The following is a 26,095-nucleotide window of genomic DNA, read 5'->3' as shown; positions in this document are numbered from 1 at the left end:
TTGATTCAGATTCTCACACGGGAAAGGCAGATGCAGAGCGTGGCCACAGCCCGGCCGCTAATTGCTGCGGTAATTGGTGAACTGAAGTTCCACACCGAAGTCTTTGCCCCGGAGCAAAGCCATGACTTCCTGGAGCGTGTCGCGGTCTTTCGAGGCGATGCGGACGGTGTCGCCCTGGATGGACGCTTGTGCTTTCTTCTTGGAGTCCTTGACCAGGGCCGTGATCTTCTTCGCGGCTTCGGACGGAATGCCCTGCTTGAGCTTGATCTTCTGCCGAACGGAGCTGTTGGCTGCGGGCTCGACCTTTTCGTACTCCAGGTTCTTGAGCGACACATTGCGCTTGACCAGCTTCTGCTGCAGGATTTCGGTAATCGCCTTCAACGTGTATTCGTCTTGCGAAGCAAGCTGGATGACGTCCTGACCTTCGAGAGCCATCGTTGACTTGGAGTTCTTCAAGTCGAAGCGGGCGTTGACTTCCTTCTGTGCCTGATCGATGGCGTTCTTCACTTCCTGCACTTCGACCTTGCTGACCACGTCGAAGCTGTTGTCCTGTGCCATGGATGTTCCTCTCGTGCGGTGGGCCGATCGGCCCGAGTCTCTTCAAGGTTAATGGATGCGGAAATTGGGGACCGTGCGCCTATTCGTCGAGCGCGAAGAGTCGGTTGAAATTGGCGGTGGTCGCGGCGGCGAGCTCTTCGATAGAAATGGCGCGCTCTTTTGCGACAAACTCGGCGGTGATGCGGGTGCGTGCCGGTTCGTTGCGCTCTCCCTTGTGCGGTACCGGCGCGAGGAATGGCGAGTCGGTCTCGACCAGCATGCGGTCTAGCGGGACGACTTGAATGGCTTCGCGGATAAAGGGGAAGCGCGGGTAGGTGCTGTTACCGGCGAAGGAGACGTGAAAGCCCAGATCGAGCGAGCGCCGAGCCTGCGCGGCGGTTCCGCTGAAGCAGTGCATGACGCCGCCGATGTTGTGCGGTGTCCAGTGCTGCTCGATGAGGCGGAAGAGGTCTTCGGCGGCGTCAGCCGTGCCGAAGCGCGCCTTCGCCTGCGGCGTTGCAAGCTCGCTGGTGCGGCAGTGGATGAGGATCGGCTTGCGTACGTAACGCGCGATGTCGAGCTGGGCGAGGAAGGCGTCTTGCTGAACGGAGATGTCCGGGTTGTCGGCGTGGTAGTAGTCGAGGCCGATCTCGCCGATGGCGACGACGAGCGGATCGGCAGCGAGTTCGCGCAGCTTGGCCAGCGCTTGGGGCGTGGCAGCGTTGGCTTCCTGGGGGTGGATGCCTGCGCTGGCGACGATGCGGGGTGCCTTTGTGTTACCGCTGAAACTAGCGGCGAGGTCGCGGGCGCGATGCATCGTGTCGGGGCCGTCGCCGATGCCGACAGCCAGGATGGTGCGGACGTCCGCAGCGAGGGCCCGTTCGAGAACGCCGTCGAGGTCTCCGGCGAGGGTCTGGAAGTCGAGATGAGCGTGCGAGTCGACGATATGCATGCGAACTAGCGGAGACGTGCCCCGATCTCGATGTCTTCGAGGAAGCTGGCGAGGGCGGGTGTGCCGTCGCCTACGCTGGCGGCAACGACCATGCCCTGCGACTCGTAGCCGCGGAGCTTGCGTGGGGCAAGGTTGGCAACGATGACGACCTTGCGGCCGATGAGCTTTTCGGGCTCGTAGTAGGCAGCAATGCCGGCGAGGACCTGGCGCTTCTCGTAGCCTAGATCGACTTCAAGGCGGAGGAGCTTGTCGGATTTGGGAACGCGTTCGGCGAAGAGTACCTGGGCGACGCGAAGGTCTACCTTGGCGAAGTCGTCGATGGTGATCTGCGGGGTGTCGGGCTCCGCGGGTGCGTCTGCTGCGGGCGCAGTACCTGTCGAATCGGCCGAGGTGCTTTGCGCGGCGGGTGCGTTGCCGGTCGTGGCCTCGGTCATGGGCGCGAGCGTTTGTGTGTTCGGGTCGACCTGCTCGGCGTGCGTGTTGGGTGCTTCCGGATCGGTTGTAGGCGCGTTGGGCTTCTGTTCGGCGTCGGTCATGCGGGTGAGTGTCTCCTTGTCGGCGCGGGGGAAGAGCGGCTTGAGCGTGCCCAGGCGCGCGTTGGCGGGAAAGCCGCCGTGAGTCAGATCAGTGAGTTCGCCATTCGCAACGGCGCGCCGCAGCGAGCCCAGACCAAGCTGCTGCCACACAGCTTCGGTGGTGAAGGGAAGCACGGGGTGCAGCAACGCGGTGAGAATGCGGATCGCTTTGACGGCGGTGCGCAGAACGGAGGCGAGCCGGTTGCGCTGTGTCTCATCTTTTGCCAGCTTCCACGGCGCGTTGATTGTGATGTAGCCGTCGATGGCCGTGACTAGCGTGGCGCAGGCGGTGACGGCAGCGGTGAACTGCTGTTGCGCGAGCGCCTCGCCGACCGAGCGGATCGCGTCCGTTGTTGCGACGGTGAGTTCAGTGCTCAGGCCGGCTTCCGGCACGGTGCCGACGAAGTACTGCTCGACCATCTTGAGCGTGCGGCTAACCAGGTTGCCGTAGCCGTTTGCGAGATCGCTGTTGTAGCGCGTGATGAGGGCGTCGAAGCTGAACGAGCCGTCCTGGCCGAACGAGATTTCGCGCAGGAGGAAGTAGCGAAGGACGTCGGCGCCGAAGAGGTCCTGCAGCTCCTTGTCGAGGTCGGGGCGAAGCGCGCCGAAGGCATCGAGGATCGTCTCGGAGCGCACGATGTTGCCGCGCGACTTGGACATCTTCGATTCTTCGAACAGCAGCCAGCCGTGAGCGAGGATCTTCTTCGGCAAGGGCAGGCCAGCCGCGAGCAGGAAGGCGGGCCAGTAGACGCAGTGGAAGCGAACGATCTCCTTGCCGACAAGCTGTACGTCGGCGGGCCAGAAGCGAGCAAGCTTCTCGCGCGCCTCTTCGGAGGAGTCGCCGTAGCCGAGCGCCGTGATGTAGTTGGCGAGCGCATCGAGCCAGACATAGATGACGTGCTTCTGCTCGGTCGTGTTGGCTGCGGGCTCGGGAACGGGGATGCCCCAGTCGAAGCTGGTGCGGGAGACGGAAAGATCTTTCAGAGCGCCGGGGACGTACGGCACCCCGGTGTCGCTGAGAAGGGTTTCAGCGCCGCTGTTGACATTGCCGCGCAGGAACGAGAGAACTTCGTTCTTCCGCGACTCGGGCTCGATGGCAAGCTGGCCCGACTCGATGAGGTCGATCAGCGGCTTCTGAAAGGCGGAGAGGCGGAAGTAGAAGTTCTCTTCGGTGACGGTCTCGGTGGGCCGGCCGTCGGGACCAATGGTGCCCGGGGGACCTTCGACGAACATCTCCTCGGAGACGCAGTACTGGCCGGTGTAGCTGTCGAGGTAGATTTGCCCACGCTCGTAGAGGGTGGAGAAAAGCTGCTGAGCGCCGCGGCGGTGCGCCTTGTCCGTGGTGCGGATGTACTGGTCGTAGCTGATGCCCATGCGTTGCCAGAGCGCGCGGAAGCTTGAGGAGACCTCGTCCGCGAACTGTTGCGGGCTGACGCCGGCAGCCTGTGCAGAGCGCTGCACCTTTTGGCCGTGCTCGTCGGTGCCGGTCAGGAACCAGGTGTCGCGGCCCTGCATGCGGGCGTGCAGGGCGAGCACGTCGGCGGCAATGGTCGTGTAGGCATGGCCAATGTGTGGCCGCGCGTTCACGTAGTAGATAGGAGTGGTGACGTAGAACTTCGAAGGCATGCGGACTCACTGAAGTTTAGCAGCGCGGCCTTCTGATTCTGCGCTGCGCCTGCGTCTCAGCGGCTTGGGCCGTTCAAGCAGCGAGAAAAAAGGCATAGCTGCAGCTATGCCCTTTCCGGTCGGGGTACGCCGATGTCTACGGCAGCACGTCAGCGTCGGCTTCGAGCTGCGCGGAAGGTGCGCCGAGGCGTGGCACCAGCAATTGAATGAAGACAAGCGACAGCAGGTAGGCACATGCTGCGAAGGCGAACAGGACAAGCGGATGAGTCGTGATGTTCTTCTTCACGACTGCCGTGAAGAGAGCACCGCCGACTGCGCCAAACGCACCACCCACACCGACGACGGTTGACACGGCAGTGGACGGCACAACGTCACTTGGTGTGGTCATGAGGTTGGCCGACCAGCCCTGGTGAGCCGCGGCGGCAAGCGAGAACAGCGCGATAGTCGGCCACAGGCCGATGTGATGCGCTGCCATGTACGGAACTGCGGCCACGGGCAGAACGCAGCAGGCGCAGATGAGCATGGCGAGCTTGCGCGCCTTGTTGACCGTCATGCCGCTGCGCATGAGCGCGCCCGGCAGATAACCGGCGACGATCGACCCGACCGACGACGACAGGTACACCACGATCAACGGCTTATACAGCTCGTTCAGCGACAGACCGTAATTCTCGTGGAAGTACTTGGGAAGCCAGAAGAGGTAAAACCACCAGATGGGATCGGTAAGGAACTTGCCCAGAGCGAAGGCCCAGGTGCCGCGCTCGCGAAGAATGTAGCCCAGGGGAATGCGGTCGGGCTGGAGGCCGGCCTTGCGGACGGGAAGCTCGAGATTTTGCTGGGTCTGGGTGGATCCCCGGCGCAGCCTGTCATAGGGGAACAGCAGCCACAGCACGAGCCACAGCATGCCGAAGGACCCCGTGGTGATGAAAGCCGCGTGCCAGCCGTACTTCGCGACAACGAATGGGATAAGCAGCGGCGCGATGATGGCGGAGACGTTCGCGCCGGAGTTCCAGATACCTGTGGCCAGCGCTCGCTCGCTCTGCGGGAACCATTCGCTGGTCGATTTGAGGGCGGCGGGGAAGTTGCCGCTTTCGCCGAGACCGAGCATAAACCGCGCGATGCAGAAGCCGGCCACCGATCCGACAAAGGCATGGCTCATGCTGGAGATGCCCCAGATGAGGATCGCCAGCGCGTAGCCCACCTTGGTGCCGAGGCGGTCGATAATCCGTCCGCTGACCAGCAGGCCCACCCCGTAGGCGATCTGGAAAAAGATGAGGACGTTGCCGAAGTTGTTATTAAAGACGCTGTGCGTCGGGTCGGCGGGGTTCCAGCCCATAAAGGGCAAATCGTGCAGTTTGGGCTCGATCAGCGAGAAGACCGACCGATCCATGTAGTTGATGGTCGTTGCCAGAAAGAGCAGGCCGCAGACCACCCAGCGAAGCTGGTTCTGCTGGACCGGGGTGTCCTGCGACATTGCGGGGCGTTGCACGGTGGCCAAGAGAACTCCGCGGAAGGAAGCGATAGAGGCACACCTGAACGAAAAACGTTTCGGCGCGCCTGCACCCCGAGCATACTGATGGAGGCGGCAAGACTGTCAAGCGGCTGTGTGCCGCATTGCTCGCGCTTAGAATCGGGGATGCGATGAAGACGACCGTGGTAACCGGCGCTGCCGGCTTTATTGGGCGCAACGTGGTGGCGGAATTGAACCGGCGTGGCAATGCGGAACTTCTGCTGGTGGACCGGCTGGGAACGGACGAGCGGTGGAAAAACCTGGTCGGCCTCGAGTACGAACATCTGATTTCACCGGAGGAGTTTCTGGATCGTCTGCACGACCTGGGCGAAGCGGAACTGCCCGAGATCGACAGCATCGTTCATCTGGGAGCGTGTTCGTCGACGACTGAGCGGGATGCGGACTTCCTTTTGCGTAACAACTATGCGTACACCCGCGCGCTGTGTGAGTGGTCGCAGGCTAAGGGTGTGCGACTTGTGTATGCGTCGTCGGCGGCCACGTATGGCGATGGCAGCCTGGGCTACGACGACAGCGATGCGCTGACACCGGGTTTGAAGCCGCTGAACATGTACGGCTACTCCAAGCATATGTTTGACTTGTGGGCGCTGAAGCATGGTCTGTTCACGAAAAGCGAGAACCCGATCGCCGGATTGAAGTACTTCAACGTGTACGGGCCGTATGAGGACCACAAGGATGACATGCGATCCGTGGTGAACAAGAGCTTCGGGCAGATCGGGGACGGCAGTGGCAAGGTGCAACTGTTCAAGAGTCACCGCCAGGACTACCGCGACGGTGAACAGATGCGGGATTTTGTCTACGTAAAGGATGCGGTGGATGTGACGCTGTACCTGGCCGAGCACCGGGAGATTGGAGGCCTGTTCAACTGCGGCACCGGCACTGCGCGCACCTGGAACGACCTGGTGACCGCTGTGTATGCGGCCATGGGACACCGGCCGCAGATTGAATACATCGACATGCCGGAAACTTTGCAGGGCAAGTACCAGTACTTCACAGAAGCAAAGATGGATAAACTGCGCGCTGCCGGGTATAACCAGCCCTTTACGACTCTGGAAGAGGGTGTGCGCGATTATGTGACCACGTATCTCAACGCGCGGTCGTGATTGCTGTGGTTCGATACGGGATTGAAAAAGGGTCAGGAGCAGAGGGTGCGCGAACGCATACGGATCGGGATAGACCTGGGCGGAACAAAGATCGAAGGCCGCGCGTTTGACGCGGACGGCAAGGAACTGGACCGTATCCGGGTGGCGACGCCGAAGGGCGACTACCCCGGGACGATCGAGGCGATTGCATCCACGGCGGAGGCTCTGGAGACCCGGGCCGGCGTGAAGGGCACAGTGGGCGTAGGCATCCCGGGAACGGTCGTTCGGTCGACCGGCCTGGTCAAGAATGCGAACTCGACGTGGCTCAACGGTATGCCACTCGAGCGCGATCTCTCCGCGCGGATGAGCAGGGAAGTGCGCTGCGCGAACGACGCGAACTGCCTCGCGATCTCAGAAGCAATCGACGGCGCGGCTGCCGGGTACCCGGTGGTGTTTGGCGTAATCCTGGGGACTGGCTGTGGTGGCGGTGTTTCGATCGAGGGACGGGTTCACAGCGGGCCCAACGGGCTCGGGGGCGAATGGGGACACAACCCGCTTCCGCTGCAATCACCCGAGGAGTGGCCCGGACCTGAATGCTACTGCGGTCGGCGTGGATGTATTGAGAAGTGGATTTCGGGGAGTGGCCTCGAGCGGGACTTTCAGCAGGCGACGGGCAAAGCACTACGCGGGCCGGAGATCGTATCGCTGAGTGAGAAGGGCGATGCCGAAGCAGAGGCCGCCCTGCAGCGGCTCGAAGATCGAGTGGCGCGTTCCCTGGCGGGGCTGGTCCACATTCTGGACCCAGACGCGTTTGTGATTGGTGGCGGGCTTTCGCGCCTGGCCCGGCTGTATCGCAATGTCCCGAGGCTGTTGAACCAGTACACGTTTGGCGGGCCGGTGGAAACGCCGATCCTGCAGGCGGTGCATGGCGACGCGAGTGGTGTTCGCGGAGCAGCCTGGCTCTGGCCGTTGGACGCGAATGCGTCCAAACCGATGGTGTAGCGCTCGCCGGGTGCTGCTCTGCGAGCGCTGCAGCGGCTAGAGCTTCGCAGCCTCCAGGTCGATGTTCATCCACTCGCCTTTTTCGATGCCGGTGCGAATTTGCGCTGGGGTGCGGCCCAGTTTCGTCTGCTGGTAGGCGTACACGTCTTCCTTCATGCAGGTGGAGCACGCAGCGCCGTGCGTTCCCTCAAAGCAGGAATGCAGACTGTTGTGGCCCATGGCGCGGTCACAGCGGCAATAGCAGGGCAACTGGTGCAGGACGGTCGGGATCTTCTGCGCCATCTGGTACGTGGTGACCTGGTACGGGTGCGCGAAGTAAGGACCGCTGAGCTGGCCACCTGACAGGACGGGCGGCAGCGGAGCGTGCGGCGCCGCAGCGTTGTAGGCGGGAATGTCTTCGGCGGGATTGCCCCATTGGGCGGAGGCTGCAACGGTCGCGAAGGCGATGGCGGCCAGAGCGAGATAACGCTTCATGAGTCGAGTTTATCGGTTTCGGCGCCGGGGACCTTCGCGGAAGCAAAAAAAGCCCGTATGGGTTGTGACACCCATACGGGGGAGGCCAGTGACGCAACTTGCTGCGGCGGGATGTGCGCTCTACCGTCCGCGAAACTCGAATGGGCTTTGGAACTTCTCATCGCCCACACTCAGTATGACGCAGATTGGGGCTGTTAGTTTCCCCTTTCTACAGAAAAATGCAAAAGTCTTCCAAAGTTCATAGAATGACGCGACCGGACGGGCGAGAGAACCGGAGGTGAGCAGGAATTAGTCCTTTTGGCTACGCTGCTCGGCTTTGCGGCGCTCGGCCCATCCCGGTTTGGTCACCTGGCGTGCCCGGCCCAGGGCCAAGGCGCCGCTCGGGACCGTCTCGGTGATGCAACTACCGGCGGCGACGTAGCTTTCCGACTCGACGGTCAGCGGAGCGACCAGGGTGCTGTCCGATCCGATGAAGCTGCGGTCGCCGATGCGGGTCACGTGTTTGTTGACGCCGTCGTAATTGCATGTGATGACACCAGCGCCGATGTTGACGCCGGCACCAATCTCCGCGTCGCCTAAGTAGCTGAGGTGATTGGCCTTGGAGCCCGCCCCCAAGGTCGCCTTCTTCGTCTCAACGAAGTTGCCGACGTGGGCGCCCTCGCCGATGCGGCTTTGTGGCCGCAGGTGGGCGTAAGGGCCAAGGAGGGCGTTGGACGCCACCTCCGCCGAGTCGAGAACGCAGCCGTTGCGGATCAGGACGCCGTCGCCAACCGTGCTGTTTTCGAGTGTGCTGTAGGACCGGATGCGGCAGTGCGAGCCGATGCGGGTCTTTCCAAGAAGCTGGACGTACGGTTCGACAACCGTGTCCGGGCCGACTTCAACCGTGCTGTCGATGACCACGGTGTCTGGCCGGAAGATTGTGACGCCAGCCGCCATCAGTCGGTCGGCCGTGGCGCGGCGCAGGGCGGCGTCCAGGTGCATCATCTCGGCGATAGTGTTGGCGCCCAAGACTTCGTCAACGGAGTCAGCGGCCACTGCGACTACTCGCTCGCCGGCCGAGGTAAGCAGTGCGGCAACGTCGGTCAGGTAGAACTCGCCGGCGCTGTTGGTGTTGGTGAGGGCGTCCAGGCTCTGGAAGAGGGACTTGGTGCGAAAGGCGTAGATGCCGCTGTTGATCTCGCTGATCTGCTCCGGCTGGGCGAGCTGCTCGGGAGTCAGCGATTTCTGTTCCACAATGGCGCGAACCTCAGCCGAGCCCGGGGCAGTGCGCAGCACTCGGCCGTAGCCGTGAGGGTTGTCGGGCACGGCGGTCAGGATCGTCATGGCGGCGGACTCGCGGGTGTGGGTCTGCCAGAGCCGGTCGATGGTCTCGGGCCGAATCAGGGGTACGTCACCGGAGAGGACGATGAGGTTCTCGGGCGGGGCGACTCGATCCGCGAGGTAGGACTGCTTGACGCACTGGAGGGCGTGGCCCGTACCGAGCTGCTCCGCCTGCAGGACGAAGCGAACGCCGGTGTGCTGCACGGCCTGCCGCACCATCTCGGCCTGGTGTCCGATCACAATCTGTATCGCAGATGCCGGCACGATCTGGAGCGCAGCATCGATCACGTGTTGCAGCAGCAGCTTGCCGCCGACGGCGTGTAGGACCTTGGGACGGCTGCTTTTGAGGCGAGTGCCTTTGCCGGCGGCCATGATGACGATTCCGAGCGCTTCCATGCACCTAGAGTAGCCGCTGGGAAGCCTCGAGGCTGCGGTGCCGAACCCCGTTTCGTGTCCCCCATCGGGACTATTGCCGCCCTGCGGCAGCTCCTCCACACTGATTCCATCTATGCCGCCACTTGCCGACCGTGTTCCCCGCAGGGTCCTTTTCGCCGTGTGGGCGTGTGTGTTCGCCGCGCTTGCAATGCTGTTCCCGACCACGGTGCACGCCCAGGGCGCGGTCCCCGATTCGCTGCCGGTAAGTGGTCTGCGGCTGACGTTGAAGCGTACGGACGAGCAGCAGGCCTCCCTTGAGGCGCTGCTGAAGGCGCAGCAGACGCCGGGGGCGGCAGAGTATCGCCGCTGGATTACGCCCGAAGAGTTCGCAAACCGGTTTGCGCCGGACGCGACCACCCGGCAGGCTGCCGCTGATTGGCTTCGGCAGCAGGGATTCCAGGTGGACGGCACGGCGACGAACGGAATGCGTATCGCGTTCCGCGGGACCGCGGCACAGGTGCGTCGGGCATTCCGAGTGGACTTGGCGCCCCGAGCGGCCGTGGGGGCGGCGACGGTGTCGTTTGCTGCGGATTCGCGTCCGAAGTTGGACCGTATCCCGGGAGCGCAAGTGGTGATCGCCGGCGACGCCGTTTCCGTGTTGGCGGATGCGGTTGAGTCGAATGCAGCGGCAGCTGTGACCGTGCCACCCGTGGACGCGAGTGCTGCCCAGGAGTGGCAGGAACTGCTCGCCGAAGCGGCAGCGGAGGGCATCACCGTCCTGCAGACGACCAGTGGCGGCGCCGGCAGCGACACCGCCAGCGTGGCGATGTTGTCGAATGCGGCTGGGCTTGTGCAGACCTCTCAGGATGCGACGAGCCGACCCGAGTGGCAGGCGGCTGCAGGATTGCCTGCCGATGGAAATCGCGCTCTGCCGGATGGGGTGTTGCCGGATGTTGCAGGGCTTTTGCAGGCGTTGCAGACGTTTGCCGTGCAGCACGGGCGAGTGGGTCCGCTGGCGCCGCAACTGTATCGGCTGGCCGTGGGTCACGGCATCTTCACGCACGAAGACCCGAACGCGCCGGAGGGGACATGGACGGCGACCGACGGCCTGGGAGCCGTGAACGTGGCGGCCCTGGTGAGAGCGCTGGCAACCGGCGCAACAGGCGTGAATGTCGCTCTTGCTGTGTCAAACACGACGGTCACGCACGGGCAGGCGTTGGGGCTGACGTATACCGTTACAGGCACCGGTGGAACGCCGACCGGCACGGTTACGGCGACGCTCAAGGGCCGGTCTGGCGGTACGGCCACGCTCGGGCCCAGCTCTCTGGATTCGAAAGGCGTTGCCTCCTTCAGCACTACTACGCTGCCGGGCGATGTCTATGACCTGTCTGGGACCTATAGCGGTGACGCTACGTTTGCGCCAGGGACCAGCAACATCGTTACGAGCACCGTTACACCGGAAGATGTGGTTCTGACGGCGACCGCTCCCAACACAAAGCTGGGCGGGACCATTCCCGTGACGGTAACGGCAAAATCATCAAGCGGCGTGGGAGTTCCAAGCGGACCTGTTACGGTGACCGCATTCACCTCCGCCACGCCGACTACTTACACGGCGACTCTGTCCAGCAGCACCAGCAGCAGCGCGAGCACAGTCGTCAACGTGCCGGCAACCACGCTGGGCAAGCTCACACTGCAGGCCAATTGCACGAGCAACGGCAGCTTTGCCTGCAACCAGCCGACCAGTTTTGCCGCTATGGTGACGACGGCGACCCCGACGGTGACGCTGACCAGCACACCGGAAGCTACCGTGGCGAACTCGGCTACGCAGAAGTACGACCTGGCGATCTCGGTCGCGGCACCCAGTGGAAGCACGACGGTTCCCACGGGAACGGTAGCCATTCAGAACAATGGCGTGCAGATTGCCAGCGTGACGCTGAACAACGGTGCAGGCACGTATACGGCATCGCTGAGCGGGGCCACCAACAGCTTGGTCGCGGCGTATAGCGGCGACACCAGCTATAGTCCTGCGAACTCTGCTGCCGTGGTCGTGAGCGCGCCTCTGGTGACGACGAGCACCGCGCTGTCGATCAGTCCAACCACGCTCAACTTCGGATCGAGTGCATCGTTCACGGCTACGGTCACGCCAGCTTCGTATGCGACCGGAGCTCCAACAGGAACGATTACCTTCCGGTCGAGTCTGCAGGGTGTGGTTGGAACGGCGACGCTGGGCAACGGGTTCGTGACCTTGAACCTGGCGGCGCTGCAGGTGGGAACGCACTCGATTACTGCGGTGTATAGCGGCGATTCTAACTATTCGGGAAGCACGTCAACCGCCACAACATTGGCTGTGGCGCTGGGCAAGGTGGCCTCCACGACGACGCTCACGCTGTTGCCCGCGCAGCCGCTGGCGGGCCAGAGTACGACGTTCACTGCGATCGTAGCCCCTAGCTTTCCCGCGGCGGTGGCGTCCGTAGCGCCAAGCGTGAACTGCACGGGACAGGTGACGTTTCTGTCGAACAACGTGTTTGTCGCGAACGGAACGCTGAGTGGCGGAACGGTGAGCGTAGCGGGCAAGCTGCCGGTGGGCAGCGACTCGTTGACCGCGGTGTATGGCGGCGACACCACTTGCTACGGCAGCAGGTCTTCTGCGGTGGTGGTTTCACCAGCGAGGGTGGCGTCTGCGATCAGTCTGCAGCCGAGCATGATCTATGCCAATGCAGGGCAGACGATTCAGTTGACCGCCACGCTGACCGGAGGCGATGCCAGCCTGATTGGTATTCCAAGCGGGACGGTCACCTTCTACGACGTGCGCGGCGGAAGCCAGATCACGTTAGGCACCGCCACGCTGAGCGCGACGGGCACGAACCAGTCCACCGCCGCGACCAACGTGTATGGGTCGATTGCGGGGCCGCACAGCTTTTCAGCGGTCTACAGCGGCGACGGGATCTTTCTCCCGTCGACTTCTGCGTCAGCGTCCGTCAACTTCGGCGACTTTAGTGTGTCGTTGAATCCGGGGAGCCTGACGGTCCCGCGGGGCGGCACAGTCAGCGGTACCGCCAGCCTGTCCGTCACAAGCGGGTTCAACTCGTCGGTCGTGCTGACCTGTACGCCGCCCGGTGGCAGCCAGATTACCTGCGCGTTTCAGCCGTCCACGGTGATGGCGGGCGGTTCAGTTGGGCTGACGGTGACTACCGCGGTGCAGAGCGCGAGCGGCGCGCCAAGCTATTCCGACGGGATGTTGGGCGGCGCTGGCGCGACTCTCGCGGCCCTGTTGCTGGTGCCGTTCCGTCGCACACGGCGGATTGGAGCGGTCCTGTTGATGCTGTGCTTCTCCGTAGTCCTGACGAATGGTTGCGGTCTGGGCATGGTGGATTCCACCAACAACCTGAATGGCGGCGGTACATCCTCGGGCGGTACTAGTGGAGGCGGTGGAGGCACTGGAAGTTCTGGAACGCCGCTGGGGACGCAGTTGCTGACCATCACAGCGACATCGAGTGATGGGACGCTGCGGCACACGTACACCTTGCCGGTCACGGTGCAGTAGGTACGCACGTTGCTACGGGAACGAACGGATCGGAGAGGAGGGGCCAGCGGATTGCTGGCCCCGTCCTTTTGCCAGGTACGTTACTGTGTCTTAACGCGCCTGCGTGGGGTCCGCGGCTTCGAAGGTGAAGTGGCCTGCTCGGCCTTTCCGGCTGACGCGGTTTCGGCCGTGGGCGCGAGTGGCTGGGCGGCGTTGGGGTCGGTAACCAGGGCCATAAAGCGAGCCTGAGCCTCAATGGCCGGCTGCTGGCGAGGAACCCGGATGTATTCGCCCGATGGTTGCAGCAGGCGAGCTTTCACGCTGTCCTGAAGATACGTCTCCAGGATCTCATTGCGAAGGCGGCTTCGCAAAGCGCTGGCGACCACGGGGAAGACAGCTTCGCAGCGATCGTAGAGATTTCGCGGCATCCAGTCTGCCGAACCGCAGAAGACCTCGCTGGTGTCGCCCGGGCTTCCGACGGCAACGTCGCTCCCGTTCGCGAAGAAGAAAATGCGGCTGTGCTCCAGGAAGCGGCCGACGATGGAACGGACACGAATGCGCTCGCTTAGACCGCGCACACCCGGCCGCAGGGAGCACATGCCGCGAACAATTAGATCGATCTCCACGCCTGCCTGCGAGGCTTCGTAGAGGGCGGTGACCGTCTTACCGTCGAGCAGGGCGTTCATCTTGGCAATGATGCGGGCGGGTCGGCCGTTCCGGGCGTGTTCGGCTTCCCGTGCGATGAGGTCCAGCAGGTCTCGAGCCAGGGTGATGGGCGAGACCAGAAGCGGCCGGTAGCTTTGTTGCTCGGCCTGCGCCGTCAGGTAGTTGAACACGCGCGAAACGGCCGCTGTAATGGCCGGATTGGCGGTGAGAAAGCTGATGTCGGTGTAGAAGCGGGCGGTGACCGAGTTGTAGTTGCCGGTGCCGAGGTGAGCATAGCGGCGGATCGCGCCGTCGGGATCGCGGCGCACAAGAAGGGCGAGCTTGGCATGGGTTTTGTGACCGATGAGGCCGTGATACACCTGCACGCCGGCATCTTCCAGGCTGCGCGCCCAGCGGATGTTGGAATCTTCATCGAAGCGGGCCATGAGTTCCACGACGACGGTAACGTCGGTCGTGGGAGCGGCCTCGAGCAAGGCGTGGAAGAGCGGTGAGTTGGACGAAGTGCGGTAGAGCGTCTGCTTAATGCTGACAACCTGCGGGTCGTGCGCCGCCGCTTCCATAAACTTTTCGACCGTGCTGTAGCTGTCAAAGGGATGATGCAGCAGGATGTCATGGCCGCGCAGCGTCTCGAAGATGTTGAGTGGCGCGCCGGAACTATCGCGGCTGAAAGCGAACTCGCGCGGCTGAAACTTGGGGAATTTGAGATCAGGGCGATCCACGGCGGAATAGAGGTCGGCAATCCGGGTGAGATTGACCTGTCCATCGGTCCGAAAAATCTGCCAGCGATCCAGATCGAAATTCATCCGCAAATCTTCCAGCAGAGCTTCGTCCGCGCCACTCTCGATCTCAAGACGGACGACGTCACCCTTTCGCCGGTTATGAAGCTCTTCACGCACGCTCTCCAGAAGGGAGCGGGACTCTTCCTCCTGCAGGTAAAGGTTGCTGTTCCGGGTAACGCGGAAGGGCGAGCAACTAAGGATCTGGTACCCGGGGAAGAGGCGCGGAGCGTGCGCTTCGATAACTTCGTGCAATGGAACGAAGCGGACCGCTCCCGCAGGGCCTGGGAGCGGGACCATGCGGTTGAGCGAGCGCGGAACGGTGATAACGCCCAGGCTGTTGGCCTTCCCGCGCTTGCGGCGCAGCAACAGGGCAAGGCACAGCGCCTTATTCAGAACGCGTGGGAACGGGTGCGAGGGATCGATGGTGACCGGGGTAAGAAGTGGATCGACCTCGTTGCGGTAGTAGGTTTCCGCGGCTTCCTGCGATGGTGCGTCAAGATCCTGCCAACCCAGCACCTCGATCTTTTGCGCTGCCAGGGCTGGCAGTAGATCGCGGGTCCAGCAGTCGTACTGCGCGTGAACAAAGCGATGGAGCTGGTCGGCCAGCGCGTCGAGACGCGCCTGCTCGGATAGACCGTCGTCGTCCATTTCGGCCGGAACGGTGAAGCCGTCTTCGATGCGCTGGAGGATGGAGGCTACTCGGACCTCTACAAATTCGTCGAGGTTGGAGGCCGTGATGGAAAGGAACTTGACTCGTTCCAGCAGCGGATTGGTCGGGTCGGCGGCTTCTTCCAGCACGCGGGCGTTGAAGCGCAGCCAGCTCTCGTCGCGATTGAAGAAGCGGTGTTCAGGGCCGGGGTCCTGTTTTGCGGGCTGAGCTTTGCGTCGTGCCATGCAGGCTTAGGGTAGCGCAGCCGTGTGAATGAACGATGCGCCCGGAACGCAAAGGAGTGCGTTCCGGGCGCAGGTTGCTGTCATCAAGCATTGCAAATACGGGGCAGGTCCAGTTAGACCGCGCGAAGCTCCGAGTGTGCCTCGCCGGCGTGGATACGGTAGCCCCGCAGACCGTAGAAGATGACGAAGAGGTAGCAGACGCAGGGCAAGAGCAGCGCGTGGTGGATGCCGTAGGTGTCGGCCAGCTTGCCCATCATCACAGGAATCAGAGCGCCACCGACGATGCCCTGGACCAGCAGACCGGAAGCGCGACCGGTTAGCGGGCCGACCTCTGCCACGCCCAGAGTGAAGATGGTCGGGAACATGATGGAGTTGAACAGGCCAACCGCAAGAATGAACCACATGGCGGTGTGACCGGTCGTGAATACGGACGCAAGCACAACCAGGAAGCCACCCAGACCGGCTGCGGCCAGCAGCTTGTGCGATGCGACCTTCTGCATGACGTAGGAACCGGCGAAACGCCCGGCCATCATGCCAGCCCAGTAGAAGGTGACCATCTTGGTCGCCGATTCGAGCGTCATTCCGCCGATTGCGGGATCGGCGATGAACTTGGCAAGGAAGCTGCCGACAGAAACCTCGGCACCCACGTAAATAAAGATGGCGATGGCGCCCAGCCACACGTGCGGATGCTTCCAGATGCTGTCGCTTGACGGCGTCAAGTCGCTGGGGCGGAAGTCGCGTGTGACTTCAAGCCGGGGAAAGCGGAAGAGGGCGATGGCGACGCCGAGCAGGATGAGGATCGACGCGATCAGGATGTAAGGCAACCGAACCGTGCTTGCCTGGCGGATGTGGTACGCGGCCACACCAGCGGCATCGGTTGGAGCCGTTTCCGTTGTGGCGCGGCCCAGAATGAGCATGCTGCCGAAGTATGGCGCGACGGTGTCGCCGAGCGTATTGAAAGCCTGTGTCAGGTTGAGGCGGCTGCCAGCGGTCTCAGGCGGACCAAGGATGGTGACGTAGGGATTGGCTGCGACCTGAAGCAGGGTCACGCCGGCGGCGAGCACAACCTGAGCGCCAAGAAAGATCCCGTAAATTGCCGTACTGGCGGCAGGCAGGAACAGCAGAGCTCCGGCAGCCATGACGACGAGGCCGACGACCATGGTGCGCTGGTATCCGATGCGCTCGACCAGCCAACCCGCAGGCTGGGCAAAGATGAAGTACGAGGTGAAGAAGGCAAGCTGAATCAGCGATGCCTGCAGATAGCTGAGAGAGAAAATCGATTGAAGATGTGGGATCAGTGCGTCATTGAGCACCGTGCAAAAACCCCACATGAAGAACAGCGTGGTCACAATGGTGAGCGCACCGCGATTAGTGTGTGACGGTGCGGCGGCGAAGTTCGCCGGTGCGCTGCTGATGCCTGCCATATTCCTCGATCCGTTTCGCCCGAGCGGCGATCTGTTGCGGTGTTCCGACACGTAGATGGCCGGATGTGGGGACTATACAGGACCGGATTCAGAGGATGGAAGCGCCGCGCGGTGTATGGATTGCGGGAGTGATTATGCGCAACGACCAACGAAGACCCGGGTTCAGTCATCTACACCGGTAGAAGTTTTGCGCACCGTGTGCGAGGAGAACGTATGAACAAGTTTGCTGCATGCATGCTGGCCGCCACCCTGATCGCGGCCCCCGTCGTTGCCCAGACGGCCAATCAGGACGCCAAGAACGCCGGCCACGAAACGGCTGCCGCGACCAAGGACACCGGCCGCGCCGTGAAGAAGGGCACCAAGACCACGTATCGCAAGTCAAAGCGCGGAACCAAGAAGGCCGCAAACGTGACCGAAGAAAAGACCAAAGAAGGCTGGGACGCGACCAAACACGGGACAGAAAAGGCTGCCAAGGCGACAGCCCATGGAACCGAGAAGGCCTATGACAAGACTAAGGACGCGGTAACGGATAAGCACTAAGCGCGACAGAAGAACGCCGGCGATGAGCTCTCAGCTTGTCGCCGGCGTTTTCATTTGCGGTGCCCAGTTTGCTTCCGGAACGGCGTCTGTCGAGAAAAGCAGCAGCAGCAGCGAAACCCAGTACAGGTCCGCCCCAAGGAGGTGCACCACCTGCATCCACCACGGCGCCAGCAGGACAAGATCGACGATGCCTGCGACGATCTGCGACGCAAAGAGTGCAAGCGTCCACGAGGCCAGCCGCTTACTCCGGTTGACACGGGTCACCGCCCACAGCAGAGCGCCGGTGGCGAGCACCACACTGACTGGATGTACCGTGCGGAGGCGCAGAAGCATCGGCGCTCCGGCGGTAAAGTCCTGCGCAAATGCGGCGCGCAGCGAGGTTGCCGGGAACAAGGTGTCGCCAAGCGCTGCCAGGGAACCGCTGACGCCCATGAGCGCAGTGACGACGAGCGTGAGCCATGCACCCAGCGCGAGCCTGGGCTTGGGGCGGCCCGAGACGAGCCAAGCTGTCAGCGTTAGAAACGCGACCAGCGTGAGGGTGTTCGTGAGGTGGATCGCAAGCGCCACGACGCGGCCAGTCGAGCGATTCCCGGTCACGTATCCGAGCTTCACCAGAACTGCGCCCAGCAGAGCTTCCAGGATGAGGAAGCCCATGGTGGCTACTGCAGCCTTGCGGGCCGGGTCAGGACGGGGCTTCCAGCGGAGCACTGCCAGAAGAAGACCGAGGACCAGCCAGCCGGAGACACCGGTCATCATGCGATGGGTGAACTCGATGACCGTATGCAATCCCGGCGAGACGGGAATGACTTCGCCGTTGCAGAGCGGCCAGTGGTTACCGCAACCCGCCCCCGAACCCGTGGAGCGGACGACCGCTCCGAAGATGACCACAAGCACGTTCCAGCCGAGCGTCAACCAGGCAAAGTAGGTCAACTTGCGGTCGATGCCGCCTGTTCGGACCGGTGCTGGAAGTGTGGTCGCCATTGAGTTAGCCTGCGGCGAGTTCCCGGGCACGCTGTGTCGCGCGCTTGACGGCCTTGATGAGGGTGACGCGCAGGCCACCTTCTTCCAGCTCCAGAATGCCGTCGACGGTGCAGCCGGCCGGCGTGGTGACGGCGTCTTTGAGCAGCGCGGGATGATAGCCGGTTTCCAGCACCATACGGGCAGAGCCGTAGGTCGTCTGAGCGGCGAGCTGAGTGGCGACGTCGCGCGGCAGGCCCACGTTGACTCCGGCCTCGGCCAGGGCCTCGATCACGATGTAGAGGAACGCCGGGCCGGAGCCGGAAAGACCGGTGACGGCGTCCATGTGCTTCTCATCGACGATGACCGTACGGCCGACCGTGCTGAAGATACGCTGTGCGATGTCCATCTGCTGCGGTGTGACGAATCGGCCGCTGCACAGAGCGGTGATGCCGGCCGCCAGCATAGCGGGTGTGTTGGGCATGGCGCGCACGACGCCTAGATCGATGCCCGCTGCTTGCTCGATCGCAGAAGTCTTGACGGAAGCCGCAAAGGAGAGCAGGAGCTTGTCTGGCGTGAGGGCGGGCCGAATCTGCTCGACAACGGCAGGTACCTGGATGGGCTTGACGCCGAGCAGGATCACGTCGGCAGCGCGGGCCGCTTCCAGATTGTCCGTCGTTACCTCAACCGAATACTGCGCCGACAGCGCGTGGGCACGATCCGGGTGAGCGACGGTGGCTCGAATCTGTTCCGGGTGCAGCAGGTTGTTCTTGAGGAATGCCTGCAGCAAGATGCCGCCCATCTTGCCGGTGCCGAGCACGGCGACGGTGATGCCGGGGAGGGCGGCGGGCGCGGTGGGGAGTTCGTAGGTGAGGATGTCTTCTTGCATAAATGGTTAGTTCAGTCCTACATAGCGAAGTGGTGGCCATGGACCATCAACACGAACGCCTCACCTTTAAGAGTACGCCTGCCTTTGGTGCTACCGGGCTGCGACGGTGTTGCTGAAGCTGCTTTCGGGGTACCATGAGGGGCGTGGCTGTTCGTTGGCAACACGGGTGGTGAGCTGGGCGAGAACCAGGGTGAACTGCGCTGCCGCTACTTTGTCGACTGGCTGGTTCAGGTCGTCGGAAGGCTTGTGATAGCGCGTCTTGACCCAGTCGTTGAAGGTCTTCTCTTCCGGCGAATCAGGCGTCCAGCCGAACTTGAAGGCGAGCGCAGGAATGCCCTGCTTCACGAAGTTGACCTGGTCGGAACGGACGAACCGGTTCTCGTCCGGCTGCTTGTCGAACTGCACTTCCACGTCGTTCAACTGGCAGACGGCGCGGGCGTCGTTGCCCAAGGTCGATTCGCCGAGCCCCTGCACCTCAAGAAAGCGCAACGGGAAGAGCGGAAGGTACATGTCCATGTTCAGGTCGGCGACGATCTGCTGCTTCGGCACTGTGGGCTTGGTGGCGAAATACTGCGAGCCGAGTTCGCCGAGCTCTTCGCCCACAAGCGCGATGAAGATCACGGAGCGCTTCGGGTGTGGCTGTGCGGCCAGCAGCTTGGCGCATTCGATGAGCGAGGCGATGCCGCTCGCGTTGTCCATGGCACCGTTGTAGAGCTTGTCGCCATCGATCTCGCGGCCGATGCCAAGGTGGTCCAGGTGAGCACTTACGACAACGTATTCGTTCTTCAGGCGCGAGTCTGAACCCGGCAACATGCCGACGACATTCGGAGCGTTGACGGGCGTGCTGCGCTGGACCAAGGTGTGCGCCGCAAAGGTGCCTGCGATGGGGAAAGACGGGAGCGGCTTGCCCGCCTTGGCGAGGTCGAGCAGCTCCGCGTAGGTGTGCCCGGTGCCGGCGAAGAGCTTCTCCGCGGCCTTCGCGTCGGCAATGCTGCCACTAAACTGCAGGCCCGGCAAGCCGAAGGTCTCCGCGTCGGTGAAGGTGACGCGCTGGCCGCCCGCGCTTTGGGGCTGCGCCTTGGCGATCTGGTCGGGCGTCATCTTCTCCTGTCCTGGGATGTAGCGGGGCAGGGCGAGCGAAAGCATGCCGATGGCGCCGGTAGCGCGCAGTTCCCGCCACCGCTGGTCGGCACCCCGTGCATAGGCGCGCTGCGGGCCTTGCAGCCGCTCGGGCGGCGCGTTGAAGAAGACCGCGATCTTGCCTTTTAAATCTACGCCGGTGTAGTCGTCGACGTGCTTGCGCGGAATGCGAAGACCGTACCCCACAAACACGAGTGGTGCACTGACTTCGGATTTGGAGTCCTGAGACACCTGAAGCTCTTTGCCCACTGTGAAGGTTTGCGCGCCGGCGGAAGTCTCCAGCCGCGCTGAGGATTTTTCGCCATCCACCTGGTAAGGCGTCAAGCTTACCGGCTGCCTGTACCCGTTCACGCCAGCCGGCACTAGGCCAATTTGGCGGAACTGTTCCTCCACGTAGGCGACCGCTTTGTCATAGCCGGGGGTGCCCGCACGGCGGCCCTCCAGCTTGTCGTCGGCAAGGTATTGCACGTGAGACCACCACGCGGCCGCGGGAGTGGACCAGTCGGTGCGCTCAGGGACAAGTGGCAGTTCCGCATACGTCGGCAAAGCGAGCGAAGCGGACAGGACACATGCGAACAGACGCGGCAGGATGAGCTTCATCGGCGGGGCACCTGGAGTTGCAAGGATGTGCCCATGGTAGCAAGCGCGGGAGCTGGAATCTTGCTCCCGCGCGAGGGATCATGACGTTCGGCGGACGATGGCGGAGGCGGAGATGGTCGAGTGGCGAACGCTTCAGCGCTTGCCGAAAACCTCGCCCATGCGGCGAATCTGCGCGCCGACGCCTCGCAGCTTCTCCTCGATGCGCTCGTACCCACGATCGATGTGGTAAACGCGATCAAGAATGGTTTCGCCGTCTGCGATGAGTGCCGCGAGGACCAGTGAGGCCGATGCTCGCAGATCGCTGCACATGACCGCCGCTGATTGCAGGGGAGTGCCGCCGCGAACGGTCGCGGTGCGGCCGTCCACCTTGATGTTGGCACCCATGCGATTCAGCTCGCTGACGTGCATGAAGCGATTCTCAAAGATGTTTTCAGTAATGACCGAGGTGCCTTCACACTGCGTTGCAAGAGCCATGAACTGGGCCTGCATGTCGGTTGGGAAGCCGGGGTATTCCACGGTCGCCATGTCGGCGGCCTTCAGCTTGCCCTCGCTGCGAACGCGGATGCTGTCTTTGCCGACGTCCAAACGAACGCCACACTCTTCCAGCTTGGCGATGACCGCGGCCAGGTGCTTCGGGTTGCAGCAGTCGACGTTGAGGTCGCCACCGCTGATCGCACCGGCGACGAGGAAGGTGCCAGCCTCGATGCGGTCGGGATTGATGCGATGTTTGACGCCATTCAATTTGCTTACGCCCTGCACGCGGATGGTGCTGGTGCCAGCGCCTTCGATGTGGGCGCCCATGCCGGTGAGCATGGCAGCGAGGTCGGTGACTTCCGGCTCCTGGGCGCAGTTCTCCATCAAGGTTTCGCCGTCGGCTAGAACGGCGGCCATGAGCAGGTCCTCGGTACCGGTGACGGTGATCTTGTCAAAGAGAATGTGCGCGCCCTTGAGCCGATCGGTGCGGGCCTCGATGTAGCCGTGCTCCTGGGTGATCTTCGCACCCATCAGTTCCAGGCCCTTCAGGTGCAGATCGATGGGGCGTCCACCGATTGCACAGCCGCCGGGTGCCGCCACACGAGCCATGCCGGTGCGCGCCACCAGCGGCCCAAGCACCAGCGAGGAGGCGCGCATGGTTTTCACGATCTCGTACTTCGCTTCCGGGTCGCTCAGGACGGCGCATTGGATAGTCGTGCGGTGCTGCGCGCGGCCATAGCCCAGTTCGCAAGTGGCACCCATAGACTCGAGCAGCTTGCGCTCGGTCTCGATGTCGCGGACCTGCGGAATGTTTTCGAGAACGACTTCTTCTTCGGTGAGGATGGCAGCGGCCATGCAGGGAAGAGCGGAATTCTTGGCGCCGGAAACCTTGATGGTGCCGAGAAGGGGATTGCCTCCCCGAACGACGAACTTGTCCATAGATCGAGTGTACGGCGGGGTGGCCGCGGCGATGGTACGAGGTGCCGAGTTGGGTGCGTTTTGGCCGAGAGAGCGGTGCAAAACAGAACGGCTGCCGGGTCGGCAGCCGTTCTTGTCAGACCCGGGAGAAAACGGGTTAGACACCGGTGGGCGCGGACGCTCCTGCATCCTCACGATGCTTGTGCTCCTTGCGCATCGCCTTCCACTGCTGCATCTGGTCGGGGGTGAGTACGCCTGCCAGTTGCTGGTGCGTGTTGCGGTTCAGATCGCGCATCTGCGCGTGCCGCTGCTCGGCCGTGAGAGCCGTGTTCTGCCGCAGCGCCTCCACTTGGTCGCGGTGCTGGGCCAGGATCGGCTCCAGCTTGGCAGTCTGATCGGCGGAGAGGCCGAGCTTCTTGCTCAGGTGCATGGCCTGGCGGTGTGGGTCGTGGTGCATTTGGCGCTGCTGCTGCGCGGGCGCAGGGTCCTGTGCAGGCGCCTGGGCCATCGCAGAAGCAGAGGTGAGAGAACCAAGGATGAGTGCAGCGGTAAACAGTGCGTGCTTCATGCGAGTGCTCCTTTTGTGTCGGCGGCTTGTGTGCCGCGCTCTGTACTCATAGACCCCAAGCGTGCAAAAGGTTGCGCCAGCACTGGGCGAATTCAACGTGCGTGTATGTTGAAAGAACACACCTAGAGGCAAGCGCGCACCAAACAGGTGACGCGAGAAGAAGGAGTCAGCGATGCAGCGTCGCCGCTTTCTGCAGAGCAGTCTGATTGCAACCGGAGCGATGGTCAGTGACGGCCTACAGGCTCAGCGCGTCCCGGATCACGCTGATGCAAACCGTGCGTTGCCGCCTTCCATCGCTGCGCTGAAGAACCGCAAAAGCGAAGCCGTACCGATCAGCAACGACGAGCGTGCGCGGCGTGTGCAGCGGGCCCAAGAGCTGCTGCAACAGCAGAAGATGGGCGCGCTTCTGCTGGCGGGCGGCACCTCGCTGGTCTACTTCACAGGTCTGCGCTGGGGCAATAGTGAGCGCATGATGGCCTACGTGATCCCTGCACGCGGCGCGGCATTCATCGTGTGTCCTTTCTTCGAGGAAGCGCGGGTGCGCGAGCGGCTGTCCACAGTGCCGGGTGGCGATACCATTCGCGTGTACACGTGGCTGGAGAATGAGAGCCCGTACAAGCTGGTGAGCAAGGGACTGATGGACGCAGGGCTGCGCACCGGATCGCTGGGCATTGAGGAGAAGACGCCCTTTGTATTTGCAGACGGCATTGCTAAGGCCTGCCCGGGTTGGCACATCGTGGATGGGACGCCGGTGAGCGCGGGCTGCCGCATGATCAAGAGCCCAGCCGAACTCGCCCTGATGCGACTGGCGAACCAGGTGACGTTTGAGGTGTATGAAGCCGCATGGAAGGCGGGCCATCCCGGAATGGCGACCAGCGACTTCAGTGCGCTGGTTGCGGCAGCGTACAGCCGCGTTGGGTTTCCGGGTTTTGCGTCGTGCGAGACGGGCATCTACAGCGCCCTGCCGCATGGGTCGGTGACCCCGCAGGTGATTCGCGAAAACGACATTGTGCTGATCGACGATGGATGCACGGTGGAGGGCTACTACTCCGATATCTCGCGCACGTTCGTGTACGGCACACCGACGGACAAGATGCAGCGGGTGTTTGAGGTGGTGCGGAAAGCGCAGACTGCGGCGCGGGAGGCGGCGAAGAGCGGGAACGAGTGCCAGAGCGTCGATGCAGCGGCGCGTAAGGTGATCACCGACGCGGGTTTTGGACCGGACTACAAGACGTTCACGCACCGGCTGGGGCATGGCATCGGCATGGACATGCACGAGTGGACGTACCTGGTGCGCGGAAATGCCACGCCCATGCAGGCGAACATGACCTTTAGCGACGAACCTGGCATTTACCTGAGCGGCGAATTCGGTGTGCGCCTGGAAGATGACATGGTCGTAACGCCAAACGGTGGCGAGTGGTTCACACCCCAGAGTCACAGCCTGACCGAGCCCTTCGCAGTCTAGATACAACAGTTCAGCCCGGCCAAGGACCGGGCTGAGACCAGATGGGATGAAACGCTAGAGTTCGAGGCGTGAGTCTTCGATGGCCAGCCGGACGTTTCCGTCAGCTTTCTGCAGCCGGCGGAGAGCTTCCATCTTGTCGACACCCGCCTTGAGCATCACCGCGGCGAGGGGAATGGACTTGCCGGAGGACTTGATGGTTCGGATTGCGGTTTCGCGGTCCACGCCGGTCAGCCGCATGAGCACGTTGATGCCGCGCTCGACCAGCTTGGCGTTCTTCATGTGTACGTTGACCATCAGGTTGTCGTACACATAGCCAAGCCGCGTCATCGCGCCCGTGGTGATCATATTGGTGATCATCTTCTGGGCGGAGGAGGCTTTCAGCCGGGTGGAACCGCTGATTACTTCCGGGCCTACCTCGGCCGTGATGGTGATGTCAGCCACCTCGGCAAGAGCGGAGTCGCGATTGCAGACGATAGCGGCGGTCTTTGCGCCGCGCGCCTTGGCGTACTCAACGGCGCCGACCACGTAGGGGGTGCGACCCGAGGCGGAGATGCCGATGATCACGTCTTTGCGCGTGGGGCGTCGCTTTGCGATGTCACGATGGCCCATCTCCGGCGAGTCCTCGTTCACGTCCGCGGCGCTGGCCAACGCTTTCGGGCCTCCGCACATAATGTATTGCACCTGAGCGGGCAAGGTCGAGAAGGTTGCCGGGCATTCGGAGGAGTCGAGCGCCGCAATGCGGCCAGACGAGCCGGCGCCGACGTAGATGAGGCGACCACCGTCACGAAGACTGCGCGCCACCAGGTCGATCACCCTGGCAACTTCGGGGAGCGCCTTCTTTACAGCCCCGGCAACCTTGGTGTCCTCGGCGTTGATGATGCGCGCGATGTCGATGGCAGACTTGGTGTCCAGGCCCTCGGCCGCCTCGTTGGGCCGCTCCGTCGCGAGATTTGGAAGGGCTGCAGGGACGTTGTCCCGCGTACCTTGCTGGGCGTTCAACTTGGTTTCTGGCTCCATAGTCGTTGCGGGCATAAGATCTCCGTCTCTCGCCAACTCTATTCTAGTGCAACGGACGTACGATGCGGTTTGACGCGAGGGCGTTACTTTGGCACGAGTGCGCTATTGTGGGTGAGCGTGCGTCTGTATCTGAAGGAGACCACGGAGGCGACAGAACACCTTGGCATGGCAGCGCAGTGGGGGCAGCGGGCGGGCAGGTAAGGGCGACAGCACCCGCAATGAGTGGGCGCGCGATGTCGTGATCGCGGTGATTGCGTCGCTGCTGATCATCCTTTTTCTGTATCAGCCGGTTCGCGTGGAAGGCACCAGCATGGTGCCGATGCTGCAGGACCAGGATCGCTTATTCATCAGCAAAATCGCGTACCGGGTGGGACAGATTCACCGGGGCGATGTCGTGGTGTTCCAATATCCGCGTGATCTTTCAAAGAGCTACATCAAGCGGGTGATCGGTTTGCCAGGGGATCGGGTCTCCATTCAGCACGGCACGGTGTACATCAATGGTGTGGCGTTGCAGGAACCGTACGTTCCGGCGCGATACGCGGATGAGCGCTCCGAGCCCGAAACAGAGATTCCCGCAGGGGAGTATTACGTGATGGGAGATCACCGCTCCATCTCGTTTGACAGCCGGGAGTTTGGCCCAGTGGCCAAGGCCTTGATCTATGGCAAGGCCGAGTTTGTGTACTGGCCGTTTCGTGAGGCTGGCGTGGTTCGGTAGAACGCAACATCTCGCGCGTGGATGACGTCTTAGGCGGCAAGGACTTTTCCGCCTCTGG

At 62.8% G+C, this 26,095-nt stretch carries 20 protein-coding genes; 6 read left to right on the top strand and 14 right to left on the bottom strand.

Features of this window, described 5'->3' with window-relative positions:
- Positions 1-57: 57 nt before the first annotated feature.
- From OHL12_RS06115 to OHL12_RS06100, 4 genes are all read right to left on the bottom strand, one after another.
- Complete coding sequence (locus OHL12_RS06115; RefSeq protein ID WP_263412938.1) at positions 58-558, bottom strand: YajQ family cyclic di-GMP-binding protein; 501 nt, start codon at positions 556-558, stop codon at positions 58-60.
- Positions 559-637: 79 nt separating this feature from the next.
- On the bottom strand, positions 638-1,489 hold the full coding sequence (locus OHL12_RS06110) for a TatD family hydrolase (RefSeq protein ID WP_263412937.1): 852 nt from the start codon (positions 1,487-1,489) through the stop codon (positions 638-640).
- A gap of 5 nt (positions 1,490-1,494) precedes the next feature.
- Entirely contained in the window at positions 1,495-3,690 is a 2,196-nt protein-coding gene (metG, locus tag OHL12_RS06105; RefSeq protein WP_263412936.1) for a methionine--tRNA ligase, read from the bottom strand.
- 136 nt (positions 3,691-3,826) lie between these two features.
- On the bottom strand, positions 3,827-5,176 hold the full coding sequence (locus OHL12_RS06100) for an MFS transporter (protein WP_263415087.1): 1,350 nt from the start codon (positions 5,174-5,176) through the stop codon (positions 3,827-3,829).
- A gap of 152 nt (positions 5,177-5,328) precedes the next feature.
- On the opposite strand from OHL12_RS06100, the gene rfaD reads away from it, so the two are divergent.
- The gene (rfaD, locus tag OHL12_RS06095) at positions 5,329-6,318 is read left to right on the top strand and encodes an ADP-glyceromanno-heptose 6-epimerase (protein WP_263412935.1); all 990 of its coding nucleotides are present in this window, start codon (positions 5,329-5,331) and stop codon (positions 6,316-6,318) included.
- 45 nt (positions 6,319-6,363) lie between these two features.
- Positions 6,364-7,299, top strand: a complete 936-nt coding sequence (locus tag OHL12_RS06090; RefSeq protein WP_263412934.1) for an ROK family protein — start codon at positions 6,364-6,366, stop codon at positions 7,297-7,299.
- Positions 7,300-7,335: 36 nt separating this feature from the next.
- Here the strand turns inward: OHL12_RS06090 and OHL12_RS06085 are convergent, their stop codons facing one another.
- Entirely contained in the window at positions 7,336-7,773 is a 438-nt protein-coding gene (locus OHL12_RS06085; RefSeq protein ID WP_263412933.1) for a CYCXC family (seleno)protein, read from the bottom strand.
- A 288-nt stretch (positions 7,774-8,061) separates the two neighbouring features.
- Positions 8,062-9,489, bottom strand: a complete 1,428-nt coding sequence (glmU, locus tag OHL12_RS06080; protein WP_263412932.1) for a bifunctional UDP-N-acetylglucosamine diphosphorylase/glucosamine-1-phosphate N-acetyltransferase GlmU — start codon at positions 9,487-9,489, stop codon at positions 8,062-8,064.
- Between the two features lie 157 nt (positions 9,490-9,646).
- Between glmU and OHL12_RS06075 the strand changes: the two genes are divergently transcribed.
- Entirely contained in the window at positions 9,647-13,012 is a 3,366-nt protein-coding gene (locus OHL12_RS06075; RefSeq protein ID WP_263412931.1) for an Ig-like domain repeat protein, read from the top strand.
- An 80-nt stretch (positions 13,013-13,092) separates the two neighbouring features.
- Here the strand turns inward: OHL12_RS06075 and ppk1 are convergent, their stop codons facing one another.
- Both ppk1 and OHL12_RS06065 read right to left on the bottom strand, forming a co-directional pair.
- A complete protein-coding gene (ppk1, locus tag OHL12_RS06070; protein WP_263412930.1) occupies positions 13,093-15,330 on the bottom strand; it encodes a polyphosphate kinase 1 in 2,238 nt (745 codons plus the stop codon).
- Between the two features lie 113 nt (positions 15,331-15,443).
- Positions 15,444-16,754 carry a sugar MFS transporter gene (locus OHL12_RS06065; RefSeq protein ID WP_263412929.1) on the bottom strand — a complete coding sequence of 437 codons (1,311 nt, stop codon included), beginning with the start codon at positions 16,752-16,754 and terminating at the stop codon, positions 15,444-15,446.
- 213 nt (positions 16,755-16,967) lie between these two features.
- Here OHL12_RS06065 and OHL12_RS06060 point away from each other — a divergent pair, with 213 nt between their 5' ends.
- On the top strand, positions 16,968-17,294 hold the full coding sequence (locus tag OHL12_RS06060) for a hypothetical protein (RefSeq protein WP_263412928.1): 327 nt from the start codon (positions 16,968-16,970) through the stop codon (positions 17,292-17,294).
- Between the two features lie 30 nt (positions 17,295-17,324).
- Here OHL12_RS06060 and OHL12_RS06055 read toward each other — a convergent pair whose 3' ends face one another.
- The 5 genes from OHL12_RS06055 to OHL12_RS06035 form a co-directional block, all read right to left on the bottom strand.
- Positions 17,325-18,275, bottom strand: coding sequence for a COX15/CtaA family protein (locus OHL12_RS06055; RefSeq protein ID WP_263412927.1), 951 nt, complete (start codon positions 18,273-18,275; stop codon positions 17,325-17,327).
- 4 nt (positions 18,276-18,279) lie between these two features.
- Complete coding sequence (gene proC / locus OHL12_RS06050) at positions 18,280-19,140, bottom strand: pyrroline-5-carboxylate reductase (protein ID WP_263412926.1); 861 nt, start codon at positions 19,138-19,140, stop codon at positions 18,280-18,282.
- Between the two features lie 90 nt (positions 19,141-19,230).
- Positions 19,231-20,880, bottom strand: a complete 1,650-nt coding sequence (locus tag OHL12_RS06045) for a M28 family peptidase (protein WP_263412925.1) — start codon at positions 20,878-20,880, stop codon at positions 19,231-19,233.
- 132 nt (positions 20,881-21,012) lie between these two features.
- On the bottom strand, positions 21,013-22,293 hold the full coding sequence (murA, locus tag OHL12_RS06040) for a UDP-N-acetylglucosamine 1-carboxyvinyltransferase (protein ID WP_263412924.1): 1,281 nt from the start codon (positions 22,291-22,293) through the stop codon (positions 21,013-21,015).
- Between the two features lie 136 nt (positions 22,294-22,429).
- Positions 22,430-22,840 carry a hypothetical protein gene (locus OHL12_RS06035; protein ID WP_263412923.1) on the bottom strand — a complete coding sequence of 137 codons (411 nt, stop codon included), beginning with the start codon at positions 22,838-22,840 and terminating at the stop codon, positions 22,430-22,432.
- A gap of 172 nt (positions 22,841-23,012) precedes the next feature.
- Here OHL12_RS06035 and OHL12_RS06030 point away from each other — a divergent pair, with 172 nt between their 5' ends.
- Positions 23,013-24,305 carry a M24 family metallopeptidase gene (locus OHL12_RS06030; protein WP_263412922.1) on the top strand — a complete coding sequence of 431 codons (1,293 nt, stop codon included), beginning with the start codon at positions 23,013-23,015 and terminating at the stop codon, positions 24,303-24,305.
- A gap of 54 nt (positions 24,306-24,359) precedes the next feature.
- Here the strand turns inward: OHL12_RS06030 and murQ are convergent, their stop codons facing one another.
- Positions 24,360-25,337 carry an N-acetylmuramic acid 6-phosphate etherase gene (murQ, locus tag OHL12_RS06025; protein WP_263412921.1) on the bottom strand — a complete coding sequence of 326 codons (978 nt, stop codon included), beginning with the start codon at positions 25,335-25,337 and terminating at the stop codon, positions 24,360-24,362.
- A 145-nt stretch (positions 25,338-25,482) separates the two neighbouring features.
- Here murQ and lepB point away from each other — a divergent pair, with 145 nt between their 5' ends.
- Entirely contained in the window at positions 25,483-26,037 is a 555-nt protein-coding gene (gene lepB / locus OHL12_RS06020; protein ID WP_263412920.1) for a signal peptidase I, read from the top strand.
- Positions 26,038-26,095: the final 58 nt, after the last annotated feature.

The sequence above is a fragment of the Terriglobus aquaticus genome (assembly GCF_025685415.1).
In the GTDB taxonomy this organism is placed as follows: domain Bacteria; phylum Acidobacteriota; class Terriglobia; order Terriglobales; family Acidobacteriaceae; genus Terriglobus; species Terriglobus aquaticus.
Note: the sequence above shows the minus strand (reverse complement) of the source record. Positions and strands in the feature narration are given on the sequence as shown.

Excerpts from the sequence above, each read along its gene's own strand:
- murQ (WP_263412921.1), bottom strand. The coding sequence starts at position 25,337 with ATGCCCGCAACGACTATGGAGCCAGAAACCAAGTTGAACGCCCAGCAA.
- OHL12_RS06085 (WP_263412933.1), bottom strand. The coding sequence starts at position 7,773 with ATGAAGCGTTATCTCGCTCTGGCCGCCATCGCCTTCGCGACCGTTGCA.
- OHL12_RS06055 (WP_263412927.1), bottom strand. The coding sequence starts at position 18,275 with ATGGCGACCACACTTCCAGCACCGGTCCGAACAGGCGGCATCGACCGC.
- proC (WP_263412926.1), bottom strand. The coding sequence starts at position 19,140 with ATGCAAGAAGACATCCTCACCTACGAACTCCCCACCGCGCCCGCCGCC.
- OHL12_RS06035 (WP_263412923.1), bottom strand. The coding sequence starts at position 22,840 with ATGAAGCACGCACTGTTTACCGCTGCACTCATCCTTGGTTCTCTCACC.
- OHL12_RS06110 (WP_263412937.1), bottom strand. The coding sequence starts at position 1,489 with ATGCATATCGTCGACTCGCACGCTCATCTCGACTTCCAGACCCTCGCC.
- OHL12_RS06115 (WP_263412938.1), bottom strand. The coding sequence starts at position 558 with ATGGCACAGGACAACAGCTTCGACGTGGTCAGCAAGGTCGAAGTGCAG.
- ppk1 (WP_263412930.1), bottom strand. The coding sequence starts at position 15,330 with ATGGCACGACGCAAAGCTCAGCCCGCAAAACAGGACCCCGGCCCTGAA.
- OHL12_RS06065 (WP_263412929.1), bottom strand. The coding sequence starts at position 16,754 with ATGGCAGGCATCAGCAGCGCACCGGCGAACTTCGCCGCCGCACCGTCA.
- OHL12_RS06060 (WP_263412928.1), top strand. The coding sequence starts at position 16,968 with ATGAACAAGTTTGCTGCATGCATGCTGGCCGCCACCCTGATCGCGGCC.
- metG (WP_263412936.1), bottom strand. The coding sequence starts at position 3,690 with ATGCCTTCGAAGTTCTACGTCACCACTCCTATCTACTACGTGAACGCG.
- OHL12_RS06030 (WP_263412922.1), top strand. The coding sequence starts at position 23,013 with ATGCAGCGTCGCCGCTTTCTGCAGAGCAGTCTGATTGCAACCGGAGCG.
- rfaD (WP_263412935.1), top strand. The coding sequence starts at position 5,329 with ATGAAGACGACCGTGGTAACCGGCGCTGCCGGCTTTATTGGGCGCAAC.
- glmU (WP_263412932.1), bottom strand. The coding sequence starts at position 9,489 with ATGGAAGCGCTCGGAATCGTCATCATGGCCGCCGGCAAAGGCACTCGC.
- OHL12_RS06045 (WP_263412925.1), bottom strand. The coding sequence starts at position 20,880 with ATGAAGCTCATCCTGCCGCGTCTGTTCGCATGTGTCCTGTCCGCTTCG.
- murA (WP_263412924.1), bottom strand. The coding sequence starts at position 22,293 with ATGGACAAGTTCGTCGTTCGGGGAGGCAATCCCCTTCTCGGCACCATC.